Source organism: Ideonella paludis (assembly GCF_018069865.1).
Lineage (GTDB): Bacteria > Pseudomonadota > Gammaproteobacteria > Burkholderiales > Burkholderiaceae_C > Ideonella > Ideonella paludis.
This window is the reverse complement of record NZ_JAGQDG010000009.1, coordinates 1-24,248: the sequence shown is the minus strand read 5'-3', so window position 1 is coordinate 24,248 and position 24,248 is coordinate 1. Positions and strand designations below refer to the sequence as shown.

Annotated in this window: 16 protein-coding genes; 9 read left to right on the top strand and 7 right to left on the bottom strand. The window is 63.6% G+C overall.

What is annotated here, in order from left to right:
• Positions 1 to 146 precede the first annotated feature (146 nt).
• Entirely contained in the window at positions 147 to 2,450 is a 2,304-nt protein-coding gene (locus KAK11_RS19815; protein ID WP_375140704.1) for an ATP-binding protein, read from the top strand.
• A gap of 119 nt (positions 2,451 to 2,569) precedes the next feature.
• On the top strand, positions 2,570 to 4,705 hold the full coding sequence (locus tag KAK11_RS19810) for a putative bifunctional diguanylate cyclase/phosphodiesterase (protein ID WP_210811194.1): 2,136 nt from the start codon (positions 2,570 to 2,572) through the stop codon (positions 4,703 to 4,705).
• Positions 4,706 to 4,765: 60 nt separating this feature from the next.
• On the opposite strand, the gene KAK11_RS19805 is transcribed toward KAK11_RS19810, so the two are convergent.
• From KAK11_RS19805 to KAK11_RS19785, 5 genes are all read right to left on the bottom strand, one after another.
• Positions 4,766 to 5,899, bottom strand: a complete 1,134-nt coding sequence (locus KAK11_RS19805) for a 3-deoxy-7-phosphoheptulonate synthase (protein WP_210811193.1) — start codon at positions 5,897 to 5,899, stop codon at positions 4,766 to 4,768.
• 94 nt (positions 5,900 to 5,993) lie between these two features.
• The gene (locus tag KAK11_RS19800) at positions 5,994 to 6,566 is read right to left on the bottom strand and encodes a YceI family protein (protein ID WP_210811191.1); all 573 of its coding nucleotides are present in this window, start codon (positions 6,564 to 6,566) and stop codon (positions 5,994 to 5,996) included.
• 41 nt (positions 6,567 to 6,607) lie between these two features.
• Positions 6,608 to 7,171: a YceI family protein gene (locus tag KAK11_RS19795; RefSeq protein ID WP_210811190.1), complete on the bottom strand. Its 564-nt coding sequence runs from the start codon at positions 7,169 to 7,171 to the stop codon at positions 6,608 to 6,610.
• An 11-nt stretch (positions 7,172 to 7,182) separates the two neighbouring features.
• Positions 7,183 to 7,731 carry a cytochrome b gene (locus KAK11_RS19790; RefSeq protein WP_210811189.1) on the bottom strand — a complete coding sequence of 183 codons (549 nt, stop codon included), beginning with the start codon at positions 7,729 to 7,731 and terminating at the stop codon, positions 7,183 to 7,185.
• Positions 7,732 to 7,857: 126 nt separating this feature from the next.
• Positions 7,858 to 8,766, bottom strand: coding sequence for an NUDIX hydrolase (locus KAK11_RS19785; RefSeq protein WP_246499176.1), 909 nt, complete (start codon positions 8,764 to 8,766; stop codon positions 7,858 to 7,860).
• Between the two features lie 74 nt (positions 8,767 to 8,840).
• On the opposite strand from KAK11_RS19785, the gene KAK11_RS19780 reads away from it, so the two are divergent.
• The 7 genes from KAK11_RS19780 (at position 8,841) to KAK11_RS19750 (ending at position 14,538) form a co-directional block, all read left to right on the top strand.
• Entirely contained in the window at positions 8,841 to 9,188 is a 348-nt protein-coding gene (locus KAK11_RS19780) for a hypothetical protein (RefSeq protein ID WP_210811188.1), read from the top strand.
• Position 9,189: 1 nt separating this feature from the next.
• Positions 9,190 to 9,648, top strand: a complete 459-nt coding sequence (locus KAK11_RS19775) for a GNAT family N-acetyltransferase (RefSeq protein ID WP_210811186.1) — start codon at positions 9,190 to 9,192, stop codon at positions 9,646 to 9,648.
• 220 nt (positions 9,649 to 9,868) lie between these two features.
• Positions 9,869 to 10,327, top strand: coding sequence for a GNAT family N-acetyltransferase (locus KAK11_RS19770; protein ID WP_210811185.1), 459 nt, complete (start codon positions 9,869 to 9,871; stop codon positions 10,325 to 10,327).
• Positions 10,328 to 10,534: 207 nt separating this feature from the next.
• Complete coding sequence (locus KAK11_RS19765; protein ID WP_210811184.1) at positions 10,535 to 11,179, top strand: DUF2087 domain-containing protein; 645 nt, start codon at positions 10,535 to 10,537, stop codon at positions 11,177 to 11,179.
• Positions 11,180 to 11,256: 77 nt separating this feature from the next.
• Positions 11,257 to 12,573 carry a tryptophan--tRNA ligase gene (locus KAK11_RS19760; protein WP_210811183.1) on the top strand — a complete coding sequence of 439 codons (1,317 nt, stop codon included), beginning with the start codon at positions 11,257 to 11,259 and terminating at the stop codon, positions 12,571 to 12,573.
• Between the two features lies 1 nt (position 12,574).
• Positions 12,575 to 13,279 (top strand): c-type cytochrome, encoded by a 705-nt coding sequence (locus KAK11_RS19755; protein WP_210811182.1) that lies wholly within the window; start codon positions 12,575 to 12,577, stop codon positions 13,277 to 13,279.
• A gap of 11 nt (positions 13,280 to 13,290) precedes the next feature.
• The gene (locus tag KAK11_RS19750) at positions 13,291 to 14,538 is read left to right on the top strand and encodes a cytochrome c (RefSeq protein ID WP_210811181.1); all 1,248 of its coding nucleotides are present in this window, start codon (positions 13,291 to 13,293) and stop codon (positions 14,536 to 14,538) included.
• An 88-nt stretch (positions 14,539 to 14,626) separates the two neighbouring features.
• Here the strand turns inward: KAK11_RS19750 and KAK11_RS19745 are convergent, their stop codons facing one another.
• The gene (locus KAK11_RS19745; RefSeq protein WP_210811180.1) at positions 14,627 to 19,402 is read right to left on the bottom strand and encodes a cadherin-like domain-containing protein; all 4,776 of its coding nucleotides are present in this window, start codon (positions 19,400 to 19,402) and stop codon (positions 14,627 to 14,629) included.
• A gap of 616 nt (positions 19,403 to 20,018) precedes the next feature.
• Positions 20,019 to 24,248 (bottom strand): SPM autocatalytic domain-containing protein (locus tag KAK11_RS19740; protein ID WP_210811179.1); only part of this gene is annotated, 4,230 nt, incomplete at its 5' end.

Here is a 24,248-nt window from a genome sequence, read left to right as displayed (position 1 = left end):
TAATCAAAGTGGCAGGTAATAGTGACAATATGGCAATTTGCTGCGCTTCTCACGCCACCAGACATGGGACGGCTTGCCCAAAGGGGCGGTGCTGAGTGAAGATGGCGCGGGGGCTGCCTTTTCTCGGTGGCCGCAGGGGGAGTCCAGTGAAACAAAGACATCGCCAGACGCATTCCGATCTTGTGTTGTCTCCGGGCTTGGCCCAGGCGCCGCTGATGGACCGCCTGTGCTCGCACTTTGTGCTGACGCTCACCCTCTCGTCCCCAGGGCGCTTTAATTTGCGGCGCGACTGGAACGCCCTGCTCAGCTTGACGGCCCGCCACATGGTGTGGCCCGTGGATGTGTTGCAACGCGTGCGCGGCTTTTTGCAGCGGCGCTGCGAGGGCAACGCGCACTGGGCCGGGCATGAAGGCCTGAGCGATGAGGCATTTATCGAGCGGCACGGCGCCTGGAGCGGCCCCTATGAGGAGGGCTCGCTGTACTTCTACATCGACGAGGTCATCAAAGATGCGCCCAAAGATGTGCTGACGGCCTTGGCTGCCACTGCGGATTGGCTGGCCCGAGACTTGAAAAAGAACACCACCCTGGTCGAAAAAAACATCGCGGCCCTGGGCGGCTTGTTGCAGCTCAACCCCGCCGAGCGGGCCTTGCTGCTCTATGGCACGCTGACCCGCTACCAGCGTGACCTGCGCATGCTCTTGGTGGAGTTCAAGGTCTCCAACGCCCGCGAGGCCTATGCCGCCATCGCCCAAGTGGCGCAGGTCGATGAAGCTGAGGTGGCCGAGGCCCTGCGCGCCGGCTCGCGCTTAGAGCGCACGGGCATGGTGGAAAACCTGCTGTCCGAGCACAACATCACCGACCTCTCCGACCTGATGAAGGTCAGCGAGCAATTGCCGCCGGTGCTGATGCGGGAGTACCGTGACCCGAGCGATTTGATGGCGGTGTTCACCCGCCCGGCCACACCGACCAGCCTGGGCGTGGCGGACTTTCAATTCGTGGACGAAGAAGTGCGCGTGCTCAGCCGCCTGCTCACTGAAGCCGTGGCGCGCAAAGCGCCGGGCGTCAATGTGCTGCTCTATGGCCCGCCGGGCACCGGCAAGACGGAGCTGGCCAAGGTATGCGCCGCGCATGCGGGGCTGGAGCTGTACGAGGTGGAGTATGCCGACCGAGACGGCAACTCACTCACCGGGCGGGACCGTTACCGCTCTCTGCAGCTCAGCCAAGTGTTCTTGAAGAGCAGCCCGCAGGTGGCGCTGCTGTTTGACGAGGTGGAGGATGTGTTCCCCTCGTTGCCCTCGGACACCGCGCAGCTGATGGCGCGCTTAGAGTCGTCAGATGGGCAAACGGGAGCCAGCGTCAGTGGCAAGGCCTGGGTGAACCAAATTCTGGAGACCAACCCGGTGCCGGTGATCTGGATCACCAACCGCATCGAGCAGATCGACCCAGCCTTCCGGCGCCGTTTTCAATACCACCTCGAACTGCGCTCACCGCCGCCCGGCGCCCGCGAGGCCATGATCCGCCGTGCCTTGGCTGAGGTGGAGGTGGCCCCTGAGTTTGCCGCCAAGTTGGCTGAGCGGCCCGGGCTGACCCCGGCGCAGATCCGCACCGCCGTGCGCTTTGCTCAGCTCGCCGGTGAGCCCGCCCAAGCGCAGGGTTTGATCGAGCGGCAGCTCAGCCACGCCGACAAAGCCTTGGGCAGTGCGGCCCGGCGCGAGCGCAGTGCCCGCCCCTCGGTCACCCACTATGCACTCGATCTGTTGAACATCGAAAGCCGCTTCCCGGTGGAGCGCATGGTGGAGGCCCTCAAAGCCCGCAGTCACGGGGCGCTGTGCTTTTACGGCCTGCCCGGCAGTGGCAAGACGGCGCTGGCCGAGCACATGGCCCAGGCCTTGGGCCGCCCCTTGATGGTGCGCCAAGCCAGCGACATCATGAGCAAGTTTGTGGGCGAGACCGAGCAAAACATGGCCCGCATGTTCGAGGCCGCTGAGCAAGAAGAAGCGGTGTTGCTGCTCGACGAGGCCGATAGCTTTTTGCGCAGCCGCCGCCGTGCGGAGCGCTCGTATGAGATCAGCGAGGTCAACGAGATGCTGCAAGGCATGGAGCGCTTTGCGGGCATCTTCATCTGCACCACCAACTTGTTTGAAGACCTGGATGAGGCCGCGCTGCGGCGCTTCACCTTCAAGATCCACTTCAAGGCCTTGACGCCGGCTCAGCGCTTGCGCATGTTTGCGCAAGAGGCTTTGGGCAGTTCCGACATCGAGCCCAGTGCCGAGCAAACCCAGCGTCTGAATGGCCTGGATCAACTGGTGCCGGGCGATTTTGCGGCGGTGCGGCGGCAGGTCGAGATTTTGGGCGAGGCACTGACGGGCGACGAGTTCTTGCTGCAACTGGAGGCCGAGCATCGCGTCAAGCCGGAGGTGCGGCAACGTCGCAGCATGGGCTTTCGCTGAAAGCGGGGTCAAAAGTGGCATCAAAGCTCGAATTGGGGTGGGAAGGCGGTCAAGGTTCACGTTTCTGGCCGATAACACCTTGAGAGAATGCAAAGGCTGGCGGATAACCCGCTGAACTCATGGATGCTGCCCTGACTCCCACCCTACTTTGGTTACCGACGCTGCTGTCTGCCTTGGTGTCCACGCTGAGCGTGGGGCTCCTGATGCACAGCCTGCGCCGCATGAACTCCTCGGACCTCATCACCGCCAGTGTCTGGTGGGTGGCGGGGGCGGTGACCTGCGGCAGCGGCCTGTGGGCGGCGCAGTACTTTGCCCTGAGTGCCGTTGAGCTGCCTTGGGAGCTGGCCTATCGGCCCAATGGCCTGGGCGTGACCTGGCTGGTCGCGGTGTTAGGCTCTGCCGTGGTGTTGTCGTCCACCAAGCTCAAGCTGCGCGAAGAGGCCATGGTCGTGGTGCAAGCGGTGCTGTGGGCCATCTTGTGGTGGGGCGTGATGGCGCTGGCCCAGCGCAGCTTTGTGGGCGTCAGCTCCTTGAGCGTGGTGACGCAGCGCATTCCATTGGCGCCCATGGGCTTGGTCTTTGCGAGCGGTATGGCGGCTTTGTGGTTGGCCTTCGGCACCCGCTGGGCCGACCTGGGCAAGTTCAGCTCTCGTCAATGGGTGGGGGCGTGCATCTTTGGCCTGCTGGCCGGCATGGCGCAGGACATCGCCATCTCGCGCATGGGCTTTCAAGCCGCGGCCGTGCTGACCGAAGGCACGGCGCTGGACCGCAATGTGATCCAGCTCGTCTCGTCGGGCGGCACCCTGGCGGTGTTGCTGGGCTTGTTTGGGGTGCTAGTGGACTCGCGTGCGCATGGCCGCAACTTGTTGCTGGCGTCCTCCTTGAGTGAGGCCAACCGCCGTCTGCGCGACTTGGCCCTGGCCGACCCCCTGACACGCCTGCCCAACCGCACGCTGTTTGAAGAAAAGCTCAACGAAGCCTTGGAGCGTGTCGGCACCGACCCCAGCTCCTTGGCTGTGCTGTTCATCGACCTGGACGGCTTCAAGCCGGTCAACGACTCCTTCGGCCATGTGGCAGGCGACGCGGTGTTGCGCGATGTGGGCCGCCGCCTGCAGCAACTGGCGCGCCAGTCGGATGTGGTGGCTCGCGTCGGCGGCGATGAATTCTTGCTGCTGGCCGAGCGCCCTGGGGGCGACACCGGCGCGGCCCAGGTCGCCCAGCGTGTGCTGGACGCCGTGAGCCAGCCCTATACCCTGCCCAACGGTGTGGAGGTGAATCTCTCCTGCTCGGTCGGCATCGTGATGTACCCCGAGGGCGGCCCTGCGAAAAAGCTGCTGGCCAACTCTGACGCGGCCATGTACGCGGCCAAGCGGGCTGGCGGCTCAACCTATGCGTTCTTTGAGTCCAGCATGGAGCAGGACGCGCGCAATCAGTTGGAGATCCAGCATGACTTGCGCAGCGCCATCGAGCGCAGCGAGCTCGAGCTCTATTACCAGCCCAAGATTGACGGCAAGTCCGGCCAGATCACCGGCGCTGAGGCCCTGATCCGCTGGCACCATCCCAAGCGTGGCTTGGTGATGCCGGGCATCTTCATCCCAGTGGCTGAGCGCTTTGGCTTGATCGGTGCCTTGGGCAACTGGGTCTTGGAAGAGTCTTGCCGCCAATTGCGCGAATGGCTGGACCAAGGCTTGCGGATGCGGGTGGCTGTCAACCTGTCTGTTCACCAATTGCGCCAAGAGGACTTGGTGCAGCGCATTCGCCGCTCGGTGGAGAGCCATCGCATCGACGCCTCGCTGCTGACCTTCGAGATCACCGAAAGCGTGGCCATGGAGGACACCCAAGCCACCATGAAGGCCTTTGCGCAGTTGGCGCACTTGGGCTCCACGGTGTCGATTGACGACTTTGGCACCGGCTACTCCAGCTTGGCTTATTTGCGCAAGCTGCCGGCCCGGCAGTTGAAGATCGACCGCTCCTTTGTGATGGACCTGGACACCTCCACTGACGCCTTGGCGGTGGTGGATGCCGTGATCAAGCTGGCGCATGCGCTGGGCTTGCGCGTGGTGGCTGAAGGCGTCGAGACTGCGCGCCAACGCGACATCTTGCTGAGCCTGAACTGCGACGAGCTGCAAGGCTATTTCTTTGCCAAGCCCATGTCGGCGGCCAAGCTCACGCTCTGGGCCATGGTGGATGACAAGAACGAGCAGCAGGACTTCCGCCCCTCGCTCTATGTGAGCGGGCACCAGATGCTGCAGTGATCTCTGCCGCAGGAACAAAAAAGCCGCCCGAGGGCGGCTTCTTGCTTTGGGGTGCGTGCCTTATGCAGCGCTGCGGCGGGCCCGCACGGCCTGTGCCAAGCGGTCCAGCAGGCTGGCGGTGTCGGCCCAGCCAATGCAGGCGTCCGTCACGGACACGCCCCAGCGGGGAGCCACACCTTCTTGCAGGTCTTGGCGGCCCGCTTCCAGGTGGCTTTCAATCATCACGCCGGTGATGCGGCGCTCGCCCGCTTCCATTTGCCGAGCCACGTCCTCGCCGACCTCGACTTGCTTTTGGTGCTGCTTGGACGAATTGGCATGGGAGAAGTCGATCATCACCTGCTCGCGCAGCTTGGCGGCGGCCAAGGCTTGGCAGGCGGCCTGCACATGCTCGGCGCCGTAGTTGGGCGCCTTGCCGCCGCGCAAGATCACGTGGCAATCCGCATTGCCTCGTGTTTCAAAAATCGCCGCCTGGCCCATCTTGGTCATACCCATGAAGGCATGTGAGGCCGCTGCGGCCACCACGGCATCGGCCGCCACCTTCACGCCGCCATCGGTGCCATTCTTGAAGCCCACCGGGCAAGAGAGGCCCGAGGCCAGTTGGCGGTGGCTTTGGCTCTCGGTGGTGCGGGCGCCAATGGCGCCCCACGACACCACATCGGCGATGTACTGCGGCGAGAGCAAGTCCAAAAACTCGGTGCCTGCGGGCAGGCCCATCTCCACAATCTCCAGCAGCAACTGCCGCGCGCGACGCAGGCCTTCATTGATGCGGAAACTGCCGTCCAGACGCGGGTCGTTGATGAAACCCTTCCAGCCCACGGTGGTGCGCGGCTTTTCAAAGTAGACCCGCATCACCACCAGCAGGTCTTGCTGCAGGGCTTCGGCCCGGGCTTTGAGCAGGCGGGCATAGGCCAGGGCTTGCTCGTGGTCGTGGATGGAGCAGGGGCCCACCACCACGATCAGGCGGTCGTCTTGGCCGGCCAAGATGCGGGCAATGTCGCTGCGCGACTGCTCCACCACCGCCTGTGCTGCGGGCGTGAGGGGCAGGTCGTCCAGCAGCAGCGCGGGGGAGATCAAAGGCCTCACCGCGCCAATGCGCACATCGTCCACGCGGGTGGTGTCCAGGGTGGAGGGGCTGGCGGGGTTGGCTGCGACGCCGACTTCGCGGTCGTGTTGCCAATCGTCGGGGGCGGTCATGGGGCAGCTTTCACATCAGGCAGGAAACCGCGAATTATCGCCGCCATGACAAAGGCCTCCCGAGGGAGGCCAGGCGGGCGAGCGAGAGCGGGCCTTATTGCTTGACGGCTTCGACCTGGATGACCAGGCGAACCTGCTTGGGGAAGCCCCAGTTCAGGCCGTAGTCCACGCCCCACTGCGAGCGGTCGATGGTGGCTTCAAAGTCGCCGCCGCACACTTCGCGCTTGAGCATGGGGCTTTGATAGCAGTTGAAGTTGGTGGCCTTCAGGGTGACCGGGTTGGTTTTGCCCAGCAGGGTGAGGCTGCCGGCGACTTCAGCCACCTTGTCGCCATTGAAGACAAACTTGTCACTCACAAACTTGGCCGTGGGGTGAGCGTCGGTGTTGAAGAAGTCGGCGCTCTTCAAATGCTTGTCAAACGGCGCGGTGCCGGTGTTGATCGAGTTCATGTCGAGAGTCAGCTCGACCTTTCCGCTCTTGCCAGCGCGGTCGAACTGCACCGTGCCTTCTTTCTTGTCGAAACGGCCGCGGTTGGTGGAGGTGCCGAAATGGGCAGTCTCGAAGGTCACAAAAGTATGGGTGGGGTCAATGGCGTAGGTCGCCGATTGAGCGTGGGCGGTGCCGGCAGCGGCCAAGCTTGCAGCAACGAGAGCAGTGCGGAAGTTCATGGGAGTCGTCCTTCAGTCAAGGAGGGTGTGAAAAGAGTGAATCAAAGTGGCGCCACGCCCGTCAGGCTGAGCTTGAAGCGCACCTGCACATCGTTGGCCACCATGGAGGTGTCGGCCCATTCGCCTTCACCAATCTTGAAGTCCAGGCGCTTGATGGCGAAGGCGCCGGTGGCGGTGGTGGCGCCGCCAGCCTGGCTCAGCGCCACAGGTACCACGATGTCGCGGGTTTGGCCCTTGATGATCAGCTTGCCGCTGACCTCAAACTTGCCGCCGCCCAGGGCCTTGATGCCGCTGGAGGCAAAGCTGGCCTGCGGGAACTTGGCCACACTGAACCAAGTGGACTTGGGCAGTTCAGCGTCGGTCTCGGGTACGCCCAAGCTGGCGCTGCCAGTGTCGATCTGGAAGCTGACCTTGCTGGCTTCCAGCTTCTTGGGGTCAAAGCTGATCTGGGCGTCCCACTTGCGGAACTTGCCATCCACCGGCACGCCCATTTGGCGTGAGGTGAAGACGATCTCGCTCTGGGCCGGGTTGACCTTTTGCTGCGCAAAGGCAGCAGGGGCTGAGAGCAGGCTGGCGGCCAGCGCCAAAGAAAGGGGGCGAAGCATGGAGAGTCCTTTCAAAACTGCGGCCGCATACGGGCCAGGGTGCTGTCTTTGTCGATGAAGTGGTGCTTCAGGGCCGCGCCCACATGCATCAACACCAGCAAAGCCAGCAGCATGGCGGTGCGCTCATGCCAGGGCTTGATCAATTCGGCCAAGGCCTTGTCCACGGGCACAAAGTCGGGCAGAGGGAGCACGCCAAACAGCACCACCGGGAAGCCCGCCGCCGAGCTATAGGCCCAGCCCACCAGGGGCACGATGAAGAACAGGGCATACAGCGCGCCGTGCGTCAGATGCGCCACCTTGTGCTGCCAGGCGGGGGCGGGCAGGTCGGCTGGCGGCTTGTGCGTCAGGCGCCAGAGCAAGCGCAGGGCTGAGAGGCCCAAGATGATCACACCGGCCCACTTGTGATAGCTGTAGAGCTTGAGCTTGTCGGGCGACATGGGCAGCTCGTGCATGTACACGCCGACGCAAAACGCCACCACAATCATCACGGCCAGCAGCCAATGAAACGCCATGGCCACACCGCTGTAGCGGGCTTCTGGATGCAAAGGAACAGGGGTCATAAGGTGCGCAAGCCCAAGGGCCGCCAATCGTTGTTCAATGCTTGGCAGTGTCGCTAAGCACAGCGCGGCGGGCGTTCACGCCCTTGCAAGTCAGCCTTCAGTCGGCTTGAACAGCGGATGGGGCCTTCAAGCAGGCTTCTGGGCCTGTAGCAGGGGCTTCAGTGCCTCAGCAGCAGGGTCTTGGGGCGTGATCAAACCCCAGCGCACCGCAAAGTCCAGCGTCGCCAAGGCGGCATCCACCGTCATCTGGCCCTGGGCGGCGGCGGCCAAAGCGTCGGCCACCGGCCAGCATTGATGCCAGGCCACTTCGCCGTCTTGATTCACAGGGCTTCGGCCTTGGGCTAAGTGCAGGTCAAACACATGCAGGTGTTCGCGCTGCAAGCCTTCGGGGATGTCGCAGTGCAATTCAATCACGCTGCCCGGTGTGGCTTGCGCGATCTCGTCGGGGGCCAGACCGGCTTCTTCAAAGGCTTCGCGCTGCAGCGCCTCCCAGGGGCTTTGACCCAAGGGCACGCCACCGCCGATCAAGTTGTCCAGCATGCCGGGGTCGGTGGGTTTGTTCAGAGCCCGCTTCGCCACCCAAATGTGGGTCGGGCGGCCATGGTCGTCGGCCACATAACCATTGCAATGAGCGCCCAAGGTCAGCGTGCCCCAAAAGCGTGAGGCGGCCCGCTCAATGGTGGCGTGGCTGACCCCATGCTCATCCCACACGCCGTAGGGCTCATCGCGCCAGGCCAGGATCAAGCCTTGGGCGCGCAGCGCGGCGTTGAGGGTGGCCCAGCTCGCAGAGACGGCGTCGTGGCTGTCGCCCAGCCTCAGCCGCACGGCGTCCGCACTGATCTGGACCCATTCGGGCCATGCCGCCAAGGCGGCAAGGTGCGCCTCGGCCACACTGCCGATGGCGACCTCGGCCGACGGGCCTTGAAGCATCACGGCCCGGCGCGGGTTCAAGGCATGGCGGGCTGAGTGAAGGCAAGGCCACAGGGGCAGGTCAGGGGCGGTGGTGGACATGGTGCTGCGCAGTGTAGGGGCCATCCCTCCTGCTCAGCACCAAAAGCCCGCTGTGTCGCCGCACAATGCAGCTTTGCGCCGTCCTGAACCCGACCGTCATGTATGAACCACGCTCCGCCCGGCCGCTGACGCGACCGGAGTTTCATCGCCGTTTGTTGGGCCAAGCCGCTTGGGTGCTGGCCTTGTTGATGTGCTCCTTGCTGCTGGGCATGGCGGGCTACATGGTTTTTGAGCACTTGAGCCTGGTCGATGCCTTTTTGAACGCTGCCATGCTGCTGGGCGGCATGGGCCCAGTGAACCCGCCGCAAACCGTGGGCGGCAAGATCTTTGCCGGCTGCTATGCGCTGTATGCCGGCTTGGTGTTCATCGTTACCGCCGCCATGATGTTCACCCCGGTGTTGCACCGCCTGCTGCACCACTTCCACTGGGACGACAAAGCCCGCTGACATGAACACCGCCCTCACCACCCGATTGGCCACTGGGGCAGATCTGCCCGAGTTGGCGGGCCTGTTTGACGCCCACCGCCAGTTCCATGAGCTGCCCTCAGACGTGCCCGCTGTACGGGCTTTTTTGGAAGCACGAGTGGCAAGCGGTGAGGCACGCATCTGTGTGGCGCAGCGCGAGGGCCAAGGTGCATTGCTGGGCTTTGCCTTGATCTGTCCGACGTGGTGCTTCGGAAGAATGGCTCGCACGGCCATGCTGAATGACCTGTATGTCAGCCCCAATGCTCGGCGATGCGGTGTCGGCAGGGTGCTGATGCTGGCCGCACGAGAGGAGGCGACGCAGATGGGCGCCGTCATGATGGATCTCTTTACCGCCCACACCAACACCGAGGCCCAGGCGCTGTATGAGTCGCTGGGGTGGGAGTTGGACACGACCTTGCGCTACTACTCCTTGTACGTTTGATCCGGTCCCGGTTTGCGGCTCATCCAGACCTCGTCGCGTGACCTGAGGCTCACGGGTCGGACCTGTCTCAGTTCCCGCCACAGATTCATCCGCATTTTTTGCCCCTTGGCCTTGAGCGTGAAGCGCGGCTGCAAGTCGGCGATCCCCGCCTGACCGATGTTCATCCCCGTTTTGTACCGCCTGTTGCACCACTTCCACTGGGACCACAAAGCGCGCTGACATGAACACCGCCCTCACCACCCGACCGGCCCTTCTGGCCGACCTGCCCGAGCTCGCGCTCTTGTTCGACGCCTACCGCCAGTTCTACGAGCAAGCCTCGGATGTGCCCGCAGCGCAAGCGTTTCTGCAAGCCCGCATGACGCAGGCTGAGTCGGTGATTTACGTGGCACAGGTGGGCGGCGTTGGCCCCGTGCTGGGCTTTGTGCAGCTCTACCCCACCTGGTGCTCCGTGGAGATGGCCTGCACGGCCATGCTCTATGACCTGTTTGTGAGCCCCGATGCCCGGCGCGGCGGCGTGGGCAAGGCGCTGATGCAAGCAGCGCGCGAGGCCGCAGCCCACCTGGGTGCGGTGCGGCTGGACCTCTCCACCGCCCACACCAACACGCGGGCGCAGGCGCTTTATGAGTCGCTGGGGTGGCGGTTGGATGAGACCTTTCGCTACTACACCCTGCGTGTATGATGCGGCCCCGGTCGGCAGTTCACCCAGGCATCGCCGCGTGACCTTTGGTTCACGAGCTAAACCTGCCTCAGTTCTCCCAAGAGATTCATCCGCATCTTTCATCCCTCTGCCCAGAGCGTGAAACGCGGCTGCAAGTCGGCGATCCCAGCCTGACCGATGTGCCTAGCGTCATCGGCCCTTCGCGTTTCGCGCCCGGAGTGTGATGTCATGGCGACTTCTTCTGAATCTTCTTCCTCCTCCTCCTCCTCATCGACTCGCAGCCGCCAAACCGTGGCGCTGCAGACGGCTGATGCGTCGGCCCTGGCCAAGGCGCTGCGCAGCCAATTGGCCACGTACGCTGAAGCCCAAGGGGCGACGGCCAACCAAGTGGTGCCCAGCCACCTCGCGCTGCTGAACATGCTGGCCCGTGCAGCGGGCCACCGCAACTACCAAGCCCTGAAGGCCCAACCGAGCCCTGCGCCCGTGATGCGGGCCCCGTCTGCGCCGAAAGCGCCTGCGCCAGCCTCGGTGGAGCCCGGCACCCCGCCCCTGTCCGCCAGTGCGGCCAAAGCACTGACGCAGTTTGACGAACTGGGCCGCCTGGCGCGCTGGCCGCACAAGTTCAGCGTGCAGCGCATTGCCATGTGGGGTCTGTGGCTGCGCTTTGACAGCGGCCGCACCTACACCGAGCGCGAGGTCAATGACATCCTGAAGGCCTGGACCACCTATGGCGACCATGTGACGCCCCGGCGTGAGCTGGTGGAGATGGGCTTGCTGGCCCGCAAGTCGGATTGCTCGGCCTACTGGAAGGAGCCACAGCGGCCCAGCGATGAGATCCGGGCGGTGTTGCAGGCGCTTCGAGCACGGCGTTGAGCACTGGGTCTTGCGTGCAAGTACGGTGCGCTGGGTGACAATCCAGCGCTCTGACCTTCCAAGCATTTCACAGCCCCATGGCCACTCAACGCGTTCTCACTGGCATCACCACCACCGGCACTTTGCACCTGGGCAACTATGTGGGCGCTTTGCGGCCCGCCATTTCAGCCAGCCAAAGGCCGGACATGGAGAGCTTCTTCTTCATGGCCGACTACCACGCGCTGATCAAGTGCGACGACCCGGCCCGCATTGAAGCCTCGCGCCTGCAGATCGCCGCCACCTGGATCGCCGCTGGGCTGGACACCGAGCGTGCGGTGTTCTATCGCCAGAGCGACATCCTCGAGATCCCAGAGCTGACCTGGCTGCTGACCTGTGTGACCTCCAAGGGCCAGATGAACCGGGCCCATGCCTACAAGGGCGCGGTGGATGCCAATGTGGCAGCGGGTGAAGACCCAGATGCCGGCATCACCATGGGCCTCTACAGCTATCCCATCCTGATGGCAGCGGACATCTTGATGTTCAACGCCCACATCGTGCCGGTGGGCAAGGACCAGGCGCAACACATCGAGATGACGCGCGACGTGGCTCAGCGCTTCAACCATCTCTTCGGGCAAGGCAAAGACTTCTTCGTGCTGCCTGAAGCCCAGATCGACGCCGAGATGGAGCTGCTGCCGGGCTTGGACGGCCGCAAGATGAGCAAGAGCTATGACAACGTCATCCCGCTGTTTGAAGGCGGCGAGAAGGCGCTGCGCGACGCGATTGCCCGCATCGTCACCGACAGCAAGCTGCCGGGCGAGCCCAAGGAGCCCGAGGGCACGGCGCTGATCCAGATTTTTGATGCCTTCGCCACGCCCGAGCAGCGTGCGGCCTTCCGCGCCGAGTTGCGTGCAGGCCTGGCCTGGGGCGAGGCCAAGCAGCGCTTGTTTGAGCAGATCAATGGCCAGATCGGCCCCATGCGCGAGCGCTACGACGCGCTGATGGCGCGCCCTGAAGACATTGAAGCCATTCTTCAAAAGGGCGCCGCCAAGGCGCGGGCCATTGCGGGGCCGCTGCTGGCTCAGTTGCGTCATGCCGTCGGCTTGCGGCGCTTCCAGCCGCTGGCCCAGGCCGCAGCACCCGTGGCCAAGGCCCGGGCGCAACTGCCGGTGTTCAAGCAATACCGCGAGGCCGACGGCCAGTTCTACTTCAAGCTCAGTGCCCATGACGGCCGCGTCCTGCTGCAAAGCCTGGCCTTTGCCGGTGGCCGGGACGCCGGCGAGTGGGTCAAGAAGCTCAAGACCGAAGGGGCGGCAGCGCTGGCATCGGCGCCGGTGCAGCGGGGCGAGGGCGTGGCCGAGGCCGAGGTGCACGCTGCTTTGGCCGCCTTGCTGGCCGACGCCCAAGAGGCCGCTTAAGGTGCAGCGCTGGTGGGCTGTTGGGCTGCTCGTATGGGCGGTGGCCAGCACTGCTGCTGAGCCCACGGCCCCATTGCGCGTGCCCGACACCCTGGCCCAACGCGCCTTGGCCTGTACCGGCTGCCATGGGCCGCAGGGGCGCTCGTCGCCCCAGGGCTATGTGCCACGCATTGCCGGCAAGCCCGAGGCCTACCTCTACCAACAACTGTTGGCCTTCAGAGAGGGGCGACGCCCGCATGAGGCGATGGCCCGATTGCTGACGCCCTTGACCGACGACTATCTGCGCACCCTGGCGGGCCACTTTGCCAGCCTGGAGGTGGCTTATCTGCCCGTGGCCCAGCGCCCCGCCACCCCCGCCGCACTGCAGACGGGCCAACGCCTGGTGCAGCAGGGCGACCCAAGCCGCCAACTGCCGGCCTGCGTGGCCTGCCACGGCAGCGCCTTGATGGGGGTGGCGCCGGCCATCCCAGGGCTGCTGGGCTTGCCGCAAGACTATGTGGTGGGGCAGTTGGGGGCCTGGCGGGCCGGCACGCGCCGCGCCCGTGAGCCGGATTGCATGGCCCATATCGTCCGGCCCTTGCAGACGGAAGAGATTGCGGCCATTGCCGCATGGCTGACTGCGCAGCCGGTGCCTGTCTCTGCCAAGCCTGCGGCCAGCCTGCCTGCGCCCTTGCCGCAGCGCTGCGGCAGCACGGAGCTGAAGTGAAAGCCCGGCCGATGTTGAAGCTTGCGGCGGCGCTGGGCGTGGCAGCCGTGCTAGGCCTGGGCGCACTGCTGGCGCGTGAGCTGTGGGGCGGGCCAAGCCGCAGCTCAGCGGCTCCCGCGGTGGCTGCAGATGCAGCCACACTTGCCCGCGGGGCCTACCTGGCCCGTTTGGGCAACTGCGCGGGCTGCCACACAGCACGCGGCGGCGTGCCTCTTGCGGGTGGGCGAGCTATCGTCACGCCCTTTGGCACCGTCTACAGCAGCAACCTCACGCCCGACGCCGAGACGGGCCTGGGCGCTTGGAGTGCCGAAGACTTTTGGGGGGCCTTGCACCATGGCCGGGGGCGCGATGGCCGCCTGCTGCTGCCGGCTTTTCCGTTCACCGCCTTCACCCAGCTGACGCGGGCCGACAGTGACGCGCTCTACGCGCATCTGATGAGCCAGCCTCCGGTGCGGTACACACCGCCGCCGCACGCGCTGCGCTTTCCTTATGGCACGCAGCTTGCCCAAGCTGCGTGGCGCCTGCTGTACTTCACCCCGGCGCAGCCGGAGGTGTCCTCCGCCCCCCGCACGGACCCGGTCCAGCGTGGGTCTTATTTGGTGAACGGCTTGGGCCACTGCGCCGCTTGCCACGCGCCCCGCAGTGCCTTGGGCGGCCCGTCGGACAGCCTGATTGGTGGCCACATGCCGGGCGAAGGCTGGTGGGCGCCGCCCTTGGCATTGGCCCCTGGGCCGCAGGCCGCCGAGGAGTGGGTGCAACTGCTGCGCACGGGCCAGTCGGCACGCGGCAGCACCAGCGGCCCCATGGCTGAGGTGGTGTTGCACAGCACGCAGCACTGGCAGGTCGAAGACCTGCGAGCCGCTGCCGCTTACCTGCAAACCTTGCCGCCAGTGGCTCCGCCCGCAGCGAGCCCAGCGGCTGCGGCCCCGGCGTCAGTCCTCAGCCAAGGCCAGCGCCTCTACACCACCCACTGCGCCGACTGTCACGGCGCGCAAGGTCAGGGCGCCGCAGGGGCCTATCCCCCCTTGGCGGGCAACCCCACGGTGCTTCAGCCCACGGCCATCAACCTGATGCTGGTGGTGCGCCATGGCGGGTTTGCCCCCGCCACCCAGGCCCACCCACAGCCTTATGGCATGCCCCCGCTGGACTTGTCTGATGCCGACATGGCCGCCTTGCTGAGCTTTGTGCGCCAGTCCTGGGGCCACCAAGCCTCGGCCGTGAGCGAACTCGAAGTGTGGCGCTGGTCGTCGCGCCAATGAGGCGGGCTCAGACGGCAAAAAAAGGCCGCTCAAGCCAGGCTGAGCGGCCAAAACTGCGGTCGGGCTGCCACGCCCGACCCAGAGGGATTTACATCACGCTGTGGGTGGCTTCCTCCCAGCGCTCGAAACCGACTCGGCCCGGCAGGTGGGCGTAGGCCACCACTTCAGGCAACTCAGGGGCCGGCAGCACACTGACATGCGGGCACCGCGGGTCACCCGAGCACACTTCGTGCATGGCGTCACCCCTCAGCAAGTCCTCGGCCGCCAGCGGCTCTGAAGGCTGCACCTGCGTATCGAGTCCGAACCAGACATCCGCGAGTTCGTGGCTGCTGCCGTCCGCCTTGGTGAAGCTGGACATCAGCCCGATGATGTTGCCTTTCTGAAGCACCTCGGTCTGCTGGGCCTGCAGGTTGAGCGACACAATGCCCACGTCAGCCAAATGAACCAACTCACCGGCTTGGGTCTGGCCGTCCCCATTGCCGTCCACCCAAACTTGCAGATTGGCAAACTCGGCGTCCGCCGCTGTGATGTGGCCATCACCGTTGCTGTCAAGGTCGGCCAAGGCGGCAAACCCGTCTTTGGCCTGCTTCCCCTCGGCCGTCCGTGTGCCGTTGCCGAAAAGCTCTGTGCCGTCATTGATCTGGCCGTCGCCGTTGCGGTCCATCACCAAGAAGCCGTCTTTGCCATCGGTCCAGCCGGTGCGCTCTTTTTGGCCCTGGCCCATGAGGTCGAAGGCCACGCCATGCTCCACATTGACGGTTTGAATGCCATCACCATTCATGTCGAGCATCAAGGGGGATACATAGTCCTTCTGCGCGATCTTGAAGCCGGTTGAAAGCTCATTGATCACGTTGCCTTGGCTGTCCACTTCCTGTCGGTAGATGGCGTACTCCAGCTTGCTTCTGAAGCTGCACTCGCCGGTGCGCTCAGTCCACACGGTGACCGAGTCATTGGGCTTGATCCATACCAGGGCCGTGGGGTTGTGCGGCGGCCACCAGCTAGCGCCGGTGTCGCCATCGGTGACCTTCATGCCCTGCTGCCACTTGAGCGCCACCATGGTGCGCTCGCTGCCATCAATGTCGGGCGAGGTGTATCGTCCGGCGCCATTGACCAAGCCCAAGAACGACCAGGTGTGCAGGCCTGTTGTGCCCGTGGCCTTCGGGACGCAACTCTCCCAAGTGCCGTGGTCTGCGAGCGGCGCGATGTCCACGGTCATGATGCTGCCCGTGTGGGCTTGACCATCGGCATTGAACAGGGTGAAACCGAATTTGGTGTAGTCGGCTTGCTTGTTGCCAACGCCCGCGCCACCGTAAGCATTGGTGCCAGACTCCTGCGAATCCGGCAAGAAGCGCAGCCTGCCTGCATCGATGTCTGCCTTGCTGATGACTTGATTCAGCCCGACCGCCGTCCAGGTGCCATTGTTGTTGTACTGCAGGATGCCGTCGGCAGGCAGCGCACTGATTTGCAACTTGGGCTGTGCGCCGGGCAGCAGGTCTGCATTGAAGTTGCTCCAGGTCAGAACGAGGGGCGTGTCCTCGGTGCCCGACACAAAGCCATTGCAGTTGTCGTTATCCAGGATGGTGCCCACGCCCTGGCGGCTGTTGATCGTCCCTGAAGAAACGGTCAAGCTCACCGTCTCACTGCGTTCCACCAATCGATCATCCACCGTCAGGACTTGAACCTGGTAGCTGCTGGTGCCTGCAGGCACCAACACCTGATTGCCCACCAGGTTGATCCAGCCTTGACCAAAATTCACTTGGAGGTTGGGGGCCGTGTCAGTGCCCACCACTGCGGTGCCCGATGCCAGGGTCAAGGTCATCAAGGTGTCGATGTCCGAAGCCGATGTGGAGACGTTGAACACCAGCGCTTGACCTTCGGTGACCTGGGGTGAACTGACGGCAAGCACTTCCGACGGTGGGTTCTCAAGGACCGCGCTGTCGGTGCTGGGCGCGGACACATTGCCAGCCGGGTCGGTCAAGGTCGCGGTGACCTTGATGGTTTGCCCAGGAGCCGGTGTCGGGAAGGCATTGTCGAAACTGACCGCCTTGGCCGCGATATGAGCCTCAGTCAGCGTGACTTTCAGGGTGCGGCCTTCTTGGTCCGTCACGGTCAACTGATCTCCGGCTTTGGCGGTGCCAGGCAGGTCCACCTTCAGGTCGATGCCACCAGCGGCGGCGAGTTCGCCTTTGTTGATGCGGCCGTTGTTGTCTGTGTCCGTGACGATGGTGATCACCGGGTTGCCGGGGCCGGTGGTGTCGATGACGGCGCTGTCGCTGCTCTTCTCGGAGAGCACGCCTTCTGAGCTGCGAATCTGGGCCGTCAGCGTCAAGGTCTGGCCCTCGGCGGGCATGGCAAAGCCATCCACAAACGTGACCTTGCCAGCGGCGATGTCGGCGGCGGTCAGCAGCTTCTCTTGCTTGGCACCCGTCTGGTCGGTGACGAACAGCGTGTCACCGGCCTTGGCGCCCGCCGACAGGGTGACCACGGCATCAGCACGGCCCGTGTTTTCGGCCTTGTTGATCACGCCATCATTGTTCAGGTCTTCGGCGATCACGACCACGGGGGCAGGCAGCGGCGCGGGGCAGTCGATGAGAGCGCTGTCTGTGCTGGGCTGAGACACATTGCCAGCCGGGTCGGTGAGGGTGGCAGTGACAGTGATCGTGCTGCCATGTGCCGGCGCAGGGAAGGCATTGTCGAAGCTCACCGACTTGGCCGCGATGTGAGCGGCGGTCAGGATGACCTCGATCTTGGCGCCGGTCTGGTCGGTCACGGTGAGCTTGTCGCCTGCCTTGGCGGTGACGGGCAGGTCGACCTTGAGATCGACGCCACCGGCGGCGGTCAGCTCGGTTTGGTTGATGCGGCCGTTGTTGTCGGTGTCCGTGACGATGGTGATCACCGGGTTGCCGGGGCCGCTGGTGTCGATGACGGCGCTGTCGCTGCTCTTTTCGGAGAGCACGCCTTCTGCGCTGCGAATCTGGGCCGTCAGCGTCAAGGTCTGGCCCTCGGCGGGCATGGCAAAGCCATCCACAAACGTGACCTTGCCAGCGGCAATGTCGGCGGCGGTCAGCAGCTTCTCTTGCTTGGCGCCCGTCTGGTCGGTGACGAACAGCGTGTCACCGGCCTTGGCGCCCGCCGACAGGGTGACCACGGCATCAGCGCGGCCCGTGTTTTCGGCCTTGTTGATCACGCCATCATTGTTCAGGTCTTCGGCGATCACGACCACGGGGGCAGGCAGCGGCGCGGGGCAGTCGATGAGGGCGCTGTCTGTGCTGGGCGGAGACACATTGCCAGCCGGGTCGGTGAGGGTGGCAGTGACAGTGATCGTGCTGCCATGTGCCGGCGCAGGGAAGGCATTGTCGAAGCTCACCGATTTGGCCGCGATGTGAGCGGCGGTCAGAATGACCTCGATCTTGGCGCCGGTCTGGTCGGTCACGGTGAGCTTGTCGCCGGCCTTGGCAGTGACGGGCAGGTCGACCTTGAGATCGACGCCACCGGCGGCGGTCAGCTCGGTTTGGTTGATGCGGCCGTTGTTGTCGGTGTCCGTGACGATGGTGATCACCGGGTTGCCGGGGCCGCTGGTGTCGATGACGGCGCTGTCGCTGCTCTTTTCGGAGAGCACGCCTTCTGAGCTGCGAATCTGGGCCGTCAGCGTCAAGGTCTGACCCTCGGCGGGCATGGCAAAGCCATCCACAAACGTGACCTTGCTAGCGGCAATGTCGGCGGCAGTCAGCAGCTTCTCTTGCTTGGCACCCGTCTGGTCGGTGACGAACAGCGTGTCACCGGCCTTGGCGCCAGCCGACAGGGTGACCACGGCATCGGCACGGCCCGTGTTCTCGGCCTTGTTGATCACGCCATCATTGTTCAGGTCCTCGGCGATCACGACCGCGGGGGCCGGCAGCGGCGGAATGGTGGGGCAATCAATGGTGACGTTCCAGGGATTGCTGTTGGCGGTGCGGCCGTCTGGTGTGCTGGCCACGGCTTTGAAGTCGTGCGGGCCATGCGCCAAATCCGCTGTCGGGGTGAAGCTGAAGTTGCCCTGGGCATCGGCCTTGACTTCACCGAGCTTGGTGATGCCGTCATATAGTGTGACCGTGGCGTTGGCCTCGGTGCGGCCTTGGATGGTCGGTCGCCGATCATCGGTGACCCCGCCCAGCGCGACGGAGCCAGTTTGTGCTCCCACATCGTCGACCACGGCGGTGATGGCTACGGCCAAGGTAGCGGGAATGACATTGATGTGAACCGTGGCGGTGGTTGCCAAGCCTTGGGCGTCCACCACCTCGTAGGTGAAGCTGTCGGGCCCGCTGTACCCTGGATCCGCGACATAGGTCAGGGTGCCGTCCGCCGCCCGTGTGAGCGAGCCATGGGCGGGCTTGCCGAAGTTACGCACGGTCAGTGCGCCGCCTTCAGGGTCGGCGTCATTGGCCAAAAGCGCAGACTCGTGCGCCGAAATGGCAACACCCGCTTGCGCCGTGACCCACTCGTCCTGGGTCACCGGCGGCTTGTTGGTGGGCGGGTTACAGCTCTCGACGGTGATGTAAACCGTCCCGGTGGTGAAGCCGCCTTGACCATCACTGACCGTGTAGGTGAAACAGTCGGACCCACTGTAAGTGGGGTCGGCCACATAAGTGAGGGTGCCATCGGCCGCCCGGGTCAGGGATCCGTGTTCGGGTTGGCCGATCCCTGCCAGGCTCAGCACGCCGCCATCCAGATCCTTGTCGTTGAGCAGCAGCACCGATTCATGGGCGGACACGGATTGCCCGGCTTTGACGGTGAACCACTCGTCCGTGACGATGGGGCCTTGATTACCGGTGGGAACGCCGCTGCTGAGAGGCATGCTGCGCAGGGGAGAAATGGGCTTGCTCATTGGACATGTGCTCCTGTAGTTTCACTCGCGGAATGGCGCGGGCCTGAATACTTCATCTGTGACCGGTAGATTCTATGGAGCCATGGCTTTTTAATCACCCCAAAAATGATTTTGATGAGGGATGAAAGGCGAAGTATTCATCACTTTTTGAAGCTGTTTTATGGATATAGAAAGTGGCTATTGAAATCGTGGAGGCGGATGCCTTGAAAAATATTACTTCAATGAAATATAGATGTCTCTATTGATATAAAAAGGGGCGCCTTCTGAGCTTATCTCCTCGGTGTTTCCGCCCGCGTAAATCTAGTGGGCGTGAAAAAATTGACGTAGATAGTTCGCGAATTGAAGTTGTTCTTGGTGGTGATCTGATGCGTTATATTTTGGTTATATCTTTGTGATCTTTTCGTTATAGCTTGGGGATCGAGATTATTTTCATGCGTTGGCAAATAGAGGTGTTTTCTTGCGAGTTTTTGGAAAGACTCTCAATAACTTGAAATTGGTGGTGAAATTTGGCTTTGGGAGCGCCCTTTTACATCCTGTCGGCATGAAAAAAAGCCACCCAAGAGACTTGGGTGGCTTGCGCAATAGCCGAGACCGAGAGGCCTCGGGGAGAGAAGCTCTAAAGCATGGTCTGTGCGTGCTCCTCCCAGCGTTCGAAGTGGGCCCGGGTCGGCGCACCACCCACCCAGTGGGGCTCAGCAGCCATCACCGCATCAGGCTGATGGGCGAGGGCGGGCTCGCTCAGGCCAACGAGGTGCATCTTGTCATCAGAGACCAGCAGATCCTTGGCCTCTAGGCTGCCTTCGCTCGAATGGTTCTGACGGGTTTGGAACCAGACGTCCGACAGCTCATGGGTACTGCCGTCGGCTTTGGTGTAGTGAGAGGTCAAGCCGATGATGTTGCCGTTCTGAAGCACTTCCGTTTGTTGCGCGTTGAGGTTCAAGGAGACCACGCCCACAGCGCCCAAGCCGACCAACTCACCTGCTTGGGTCTGCCCGTCTTGGTTGCTGTCCACCCAGACTTCGAGGTTGGCGAACTGTGCATCTGCAGCCGTGATCAAGCCGTCGCCATTGCTGTCCAAGTCAGCCAACGCGCTAAAGCCGTCGCGGGCGGTTTGGCCATTGCTCAAGCGCGTGGCGTCACCGAACAGCTCCGTGCCGTTGTCGACCTGGCCATTGCCATTGCGGTCCCAGACCAGCAGGCCGTCTTGGCCATCGGTCCAGCCGGTTTGCTCCTTCTTGCCATCGGCGTTCAGGTCAAAGGCCACACCATGCTCGATGCCGACGGTTTGCACCCCGTCGCCGTTCAAGTCGAGCACCAGCGGTGACTGGTAGAAGTGTGACGCCGTCTTGTAGGCCGTGCTGGCCACATCCAGCACCTGGCCGGCACTGTTGACCTCCTCACGGAACACGGCGTACTCGATGCTGGAGCTGTAGGCACAGCCGTAACCAGCCCAGACACTGTCCAGGCGGATTTCGTCGTTGGCATCGATCCACACCAAGCCGTTGGCGTCCTTGACGGCTTCGGTCACTGCACCGGTGTCACCATCGACCACCTTCATGCCCTTATCCACCCACTTGACGGCGATACGCGTGCGTTCGCTGCCGTCCGTGTCTGGTGAGGCCCCCGTGAGGGTGAAGTTGTAGGTGTGTTGGCTGCCGCCCCGAGGGGTCGCTTGGACGCTCAGCGTGCCCAGATCAGCGATCGGGCTGATATCGACGCTGACTTTGCCGCCCGTATACAGCGCGCCCTTTTCGTCCAGTGCCGTGAAGCGGAACTGGGTGTAGTCCGTCTGGCGATTGCCCACACCGTTGCCACCGTAGGCATCGACGCCGGACTCCTGAGCATCGGGCGTGAATCGCAGCTTACCGCCGTCGACATCAGCCTTGCTGAACTGCTGGTTCACCGTCACAGCACGCCAGGTGCCGTTGTCGTTGAACTCCAGCTTGCCATCGGCCGGCAGTTCGGTGACCTGCAAGGAGGCTGCGCCGGGCAGGTTGTTCAAGTTGAAATGGTTCCATGTCAAGGCGACAGGGGTGTCCTCAGTGCCTTGAACTGTGTTGCCCAGCAGGTCGTTGTCCATGATGGTGCCGATGCCTTGGGCGCTGCTGCCGGTGGTTGAGGTCACCTTCAGCTTCACGGTCTCCAGGGCTTCGATGATGGTGTCATCGACCGTCGGGACTTTGACTTGGTAGCTGGTGGTGCCTGCGGGAACGGTGACCTGACCGCCCACCACATTCACCCAGCCCGCGCCGAAGTTCACTTGCAGCGGGGTCGTGGTGTCCACACCGGCCGTTCCCTTGTCGTCCAGGACTTCCAAGGTCATCACAGTGGCCAAGGGTGAGTTGGATGTGCCCACGGTGAACACCAGGTCTTGGCCTTCGGTCACGGTGTCAGGCGAGCTGACGGAGGTGACGTTGGCCAGGGCCGGGTCAACATTGATGGTCAGCTTGACGGGCTTCTCGGCATAAGCTCCTTGGCCATCCTTGGGCAGGTAGTAGAAGACATCCTGCTGCGGGGTGGTGAGGCCCGCGGACTTGTCGGCCACATAGGTGTAGGTGCCGTCCGCGTTCAGCGTCAGATGGCCATAAGTGCCCTCGATGCGGCTGCCCACGTTTTCACCGGGCGTGACGCCGGGGTTGTTGTCCACACCCGCCACGCGCAGTTGGTTTTCGGGGCCGTCTGGGTCGTCGTCGTTGCTCAACACCTGGCCCGTGACCTGCGGGAAGGTGGTGGTTTCAGCCGGCGTGCCGGGGTCAACTGGCAAGAGGACTTGCACGCCGGGCTTGACCAAGACCTGAGCTGGCAGGCTGCTGTGGTTGAAGACGTTGTAGGTCACGCCGTTGACCTGCACCGTGCCGCCCGAGGCCCAGTTGCCCGTGTCGCCGCCGTGGTCCACCAAGTGGCTCAAGGTCAGGCTGTTCGTGGCGTCGCCCAGCACCATCACTTGCGTGCGGCCGTTGACGGTGAAGGCATTGGTTTGGCCTTGCGCCAACACGTCGTTAACGCTCATGATCAGCGCGTTCTTACCGCCGCTGCCGAGGTCGAACTTCTCGTAGTTGTTGACCTCTTGGTCCACGCCTGGGGTGCTGGAGAAGTTGGTCAGGTCCAGGCGCATGCCCTTACCCGTGAAGCGCAGGGTGTCGATGCCGTCGCCGCCTTCAATGTGGCCCTTGGCCAAGGCGGCATCCAGCTCGGCCTGGGTGGCGAAGCTCAGCACATCGTTGCCGCTGTTGTCGATGACACTGGGGCTGCCTGGGATGATAGAGCCGTCGTCCGTGCCGTAGGCGGTGCCGTTACGGAGAGCCTTTTGCCCGAACAGAACATCAACGGAACCGCCTGTGCTCACTGTCACTTTGGCCACGTTACCGTTGATTTCAATCACACCTTGACCGCCGGCGCCTCCGGTGACGCTATTGCCTGAAATCGTGGCGCCACCAGCAACAACGCTGTAGTTGGCTGGGGGGATCAAGTTGCCATTTCTGTCCCACGCTTGGATCGTGCTGGTTGACCCAATGACAAAGACGTTAAGGTTTTCAACCGGCTTGTCCAAGACCAAGGTCATGGTGTCACCGTAATAGATGCTCACACCATAGGCTTCACGCCCGTCTGCACTTCCACCAGGGAACAAGCCTTGAAGTTCCGGACGAATAGCGCCCGCTTGGTTGGTGAGGTACGAGTAGTCATAGTAGGCGCCAGGTTGGGTCAGTGTCATGCCGACCGGCCCGTTCTGGGTCTGCAAGGTGCCTGTGATGGTCGGCGTTCCAAAGTAGCCGAGCTGCTTGTTCCAATCGACCCAAGTCTCTGGTGCCCCGTTGGGCGGTGAGATCTCGACGCTTGCCTTGTTAGACCATTCACCGCCATCGCGGTCACGGGCATAGAAGTTGTAGGAGCCGTCCTTGAGCGTGGTGGAGGTGAGGTCGAGGCTCCAAGAGCCATCGGCCTGGACCACGGCGGAGCCCACGGGGTTGTTGATGCCATTGGCGAAGACCTCAATGGTGTGGCCCGCGCTGGCTGCACCACCGGATGCGCGGCCATTGATCACCAGAGTCTGGTCACCGGTCTCGCCACCCAGCGCGATGCTGCTGTTGCCGGGCTGCGTGCCGAAGCTCTCGATGGTGGGCGCACCCGAGGCGGCATCGCGGTAGTCCACCGCCTGCGCCACCGAGGTGCTGACCACCGCGCCATCGGTGCCCAGCACGCGGGCCGTGTAGCTCCAGTCGCCGCTGTGCGTGGTGTTGTCCACGGCCGTCCAGCGCAGACCATCGCTGCTGACCACCGCGTCAATCCACTGGCCCGGATGATCCGAGCTGCTGATCTGCACCTTCATGCCGGCCACCAGCAGCGAGCTGAGCTGCCCGAAGACCGCACGGCCTGCATCACCGTCGGTGGTGACCCAGGTCTGGCCTGCCGGCACCACCGTGCCGCTGTCCTGGTTCATGGCCAAGATGCTGGCCATGGGCGTGGCATAGCCGCGCACCGAGTTCACATCATCGGTGCCGGTGGGCAAGTAATTGCCATCGAACAGCGCGGCGTCCTTGGACAGCGGCGACTCATTGCCCGCAGTGTCCGTGACCTTGGCGGTGACCTCAATGGTGGCGCCCGAGGCGGGCAGCGGGAAGGCATCGTTGAAGGTGATCTGCTTGGCCGCCACATCCGCTGCGCTGACGATCTTGCTGACGCCATTGCCCTGGTTGTCGACCACCTCGATCTTGTCACCCGCTTGCACGCTGGCAGGCAAGTCCAGGCGGATGTCCACGCGGGTGGCACTGCCCACCTCATTGCGCGTGATGACGCCGTTATTGTCCTTGTCGTCCACGATGGTGATGGTCACCGTGGGGGCCGTCAG